Origin of the sequence: Actinoalloteichus spitiensis RMV-1378 (assembly GCF_000239155.1) — a bacterium.
GTDB classification, from domain to species: Bacteria; Actinomycetota; Actinomycetes; order Mycobacteriales; family Pseudonocardiaceae; genus Actinoalloteichus_B; species Actinoalloteichus_B spitiensis.
On the sequence record NZ_AGVX02000816.1, the window covers coordinates 1 to 2629 of the forward strand.

At 74.2% G+C, this 2629-nt stretch carries 2 protein-coding genes; both read right to left on the bottom strand.

Annotated elements, in window-relative coordinates; all coding sequences use genetic code 11:
- Positions 1-489: 489 nt before the first annotated feature.
- Complete coding sequence (locus ACTIDRAF_RS0225635) at positions 490-1260, bottom strand: SDR family NAD(P)-dependent oxidoreductase (RefSeq protein WP_016701500.1); 771 nt, start codon at positions 1258-1260, stop codon at positions 490-492.
- Positions 1261-1445: 185 nt separating this feature from the next.
- Positions 1446-2558 (bottom strand): winged helix DNA-binding domain-containing protein, encoded by a 1113-nt coding sequence (locus tag ACTIDRAF_RS0225640; RefSeq protein ID WP_016701501.1) that lies wholly within the window; start codon positions 2556-2558, stop codon positions 1446-1448.
- Between the last annotated feature and the right edge of the window lie 71 nt (positions 2559-2629).

Here is a 2629-nt window from a genome sequence, read left to right on the forward strand (position 1 = left end):
GAGTGGTCCTCGGCTGCGTCGCCGAGGGAACCCGACCGGCCACGGGACGCGCGGCTCCGGGCTCGCCCGAGGACACCCGACCGGCCCCGTGAGAGCAGGCCTCGCGCTGCCCGGCCGTGGCGATCAGCGGCGACGTGCCGTGTCCTTCCGTGGTCACCAGCGGGGGAGGGGCGACCGGCCGGCGCCGACGGTGGAGCCGCGTCGACCAGATCGCGGCAGAACTCGCGCCCCGGCCACCGGCTGAACCGGCCGGGCACCTGATGTCCTTCCACCCTGCCGCGACGCCCCTCCCGGTCTCTCCGGACCTAGGGCAGGGAACGACGACGTCCTGACCGGACCGTCGCCGTCCGCTCCCGCCCGGCGCTGGCGTGGTTCCCGGCCAGAACGAGACGCGACCAGAACGCGGAGGGCCGGGGCGATCACGTCCTGGCCCGCCCGCGAGTCCGACGTCCGACCGGGAGCCGAACCTGCCGCGTGGTGGGCTGGCGGTCAGCGGCTGGTGTACCCGGCGTCGGCGTGGATCACCGACCCGGTCACGTAGGACGAGAGGTCGGAGGCCAGCCAGAGGCTGGCCTGGGCCACCTCGCGGGGCTGGCCGAAGCGGCCCAACAGGCTCAGCTGGGGTGCGTACTGCTCCTCGGTGAGGCCGAGCTGCTCCAGGGCGCCGCGCAGCATGGGAGTATCGATCGCTCCTGGCGCGACCGCGTTCACCCGGATGCCATGCGCGCCGTTCTCCAACGCCGCCGTCTTGGTGAGCCCGTTGACGCCGTGTTTCGCGGCCACGTAGGCGGCGTTGTGGGGTTGGGGGCGGAAACCGCTGACCGAGGAGATGTTGATGATGGACCCGCCCTCCCCCTGGCGGAGGAGCTGGCGGAGTTCCCACTTCATCGACAGCGCCGTCCCCTTGAGGTCCACCGCCAGCACCCGGTCCCAGTACTGCTCGTCGAAGTCGGAGACCGGCCGGTCGTCGGGGGCCACGGCGGCGTTGTTCACGGCGACGTCCAGCCGCCCGTACCGCTCGACCGTCGCGGCGACCAGAGCTTGAACCTGGTCGCTCACCGCGACGTTGACCTGGTGGAACAGGGCGCTGCCGCCCGCCGACTCGATGTCGGCGGCCACGGCCCTGCCCCGCTCCTCGTTCAGGTCGGCGACCACGACCCGGGCTCCTGCCTCGGCGAAGAGCGTGGCGGTCGCTTCGCCCATGCCCATGGCCGCACCAGTCACGATCGCGACCTTGCCTTCGAGAATCGGGAACGTCATCGGTGGTGTTCCTTTCGCGAGTGCGTCCCGCACGCCGTCACCTCAGGATGACGGGGCCGGTGCCGTCCGGTCGCAGCCAGTATCGGTACCCCACCGGCTCCGTGCTGGACGGCGCACGGGATCACCGCCCTTCGCCGACCACCCCCGCCCTCCCCGGCCCGGTGGTCGCACGGCCTGGCGGCGCCTCAGGCGGGAGGGCGGGAGATCCGCACGTCGCCGCTGTCGTGGTCGGACAGGAAGGAGGCCAGCGCGCGGCCCTCCTCGACGACGGCGTCGCGGTCGGCCACGGACAGGGGGGCCAGCGGGGTGACGACCACGGTTCCGGAGTCGACGGTCCACGTCGCGTGGACGCGCCCGTCCACCAGGACGACGCGGGCTCCGGTCACGGACAGGCCACGGTGTGCGGTGTCGATGATCCGGCTCCGGTCGTGGTAGCCGAGGACCGCGTTGTCGAACGCGGGGAGGAACCGGACCGGCGCGGGCGTGTCGGGGTCGGGGCGTGGTGCGTCGGGCAGGTCGAGCAGTTCGCGCCCGCGTTCGTCGCGGAAGGAGACCAGTTCCTCGCGGACCGCCGCCACCGCCGCGGGCAGGCCGGCCAGGCCGCACCAGGCCCGCAGGTCGGCCGAGGCGGCCGGCCCGAACGCGGCGAGGTACCGGCGCAGCAGCGCCACGCCGACCGCGTCGGGCTCCCCCTCGGCGGGTGACTCGGCGGGCTCCCGGCCCAACCAGGAGGCGAGCGGGCGGTACCGTGCTCCCGCCTTCGTCCGCCACAGCCCGCGCGGCGGTATCTGCACCGTGGGGATGAGGGCGGCGACCAGCATCTCCCCCAACGGCCGTGGACCGACCCCGGGCCAGCCGTCAGCCACCGCACGCGCCAGCTCCGACATCGACCGTGGCTCGCCGTCGGCCAGCACCGCGCGACCCGCCGCGGCGAGCGCGTCGAGGTCCACCCCTGTCAGAGCGTCGCGGTAGACACCCAGGACCCGTTGCCGCAGCATCCCGTCGTGGCGGCTCCGCCAGGCCAGCGCGTCCTCGGCGGTGAGGAGGTGGACGGTGCGGCGCATCAGGTGGGCCCGCACCACGCGGCGGCCGGTCAGCAGCTCCGAGAGCGCGTCCGGGCGGAAGGCGCGCAGCCGCGACCAGAGGCCGACGAACGGTTCCTGCGGCTCCTGTGCCTGGAGCCCGCCCAGGTGGGCGACGGTGTCGAGAACCGGGAGGTGCGCGCGGTCGAGCAGGAGTTGCCTGGCCAGCGTCGCGCGGTTGAGCGCCCGGGTGTCGAGAACGGTCGTCGGGCTCATGGGGCGGGTTTCTCCTCGCGGGGGTGGCGGGCGGTGCGGTGGGGGAGGTCGGGCAGGCGGAACGCGTCCCC